Source organism: Methylobacterium sp. D54C, from assembly GCF_053345595.1.
The window spans coordinates 1-351 of the sequence record NZ_JBKFAK010000138.1 but is presented as its reverse complement, the minus strand read 5'-3'; the positions used below and the strand labels follow the sequence as shown (position 1 = coordinate 351).

Below are 351 nucleotides of genomic sequence, written 5' to 3'. Positions count from 1 at the left end.
CGCGCCGGAGGCGCTGGTGGTCAGCGAGGACGGGCGCCGGGCCTTCGAGACCGACGGGCCCACCGCCTACCGGCAGATGCCGCTCGCCGTGGTGCTGCCCTCCACCACCGCGGAGGTCGCCGCCGTGATGGCCTACTGCCACGCCAACGGCGTGCGGGTCGTGCCCCGGGGCGCCGGCACGTCGCACGCGGGCGGCGCCATCGCGCAGGCCGACGCGATCATCCTTGGCGTCGGCAAGATGACCCAGGTCCTCGACATGGACTTCGCCAACCGCACCGCCAGGGTGCAGAGCGGCATCACCAATCTGGCGATCTCCGGGGCGGTCAGCCACGAGGGCTTCTTCTACGCCCC

The 351-nt window shown here is 73.2% G+C and carries 1 protein-coding gene; it reads left to right on the top strand.

Translation table 11 applies throughout. The features are described 5' to 3' along the window. A partial coding sequence (locus tag ACLBYB_RS32870; RefSeq protein ID WP_447701387.1) for an FAD-binding oxidoreductase occupies positions 1-351 on the top strand: 351 nt, incomplete at both ends.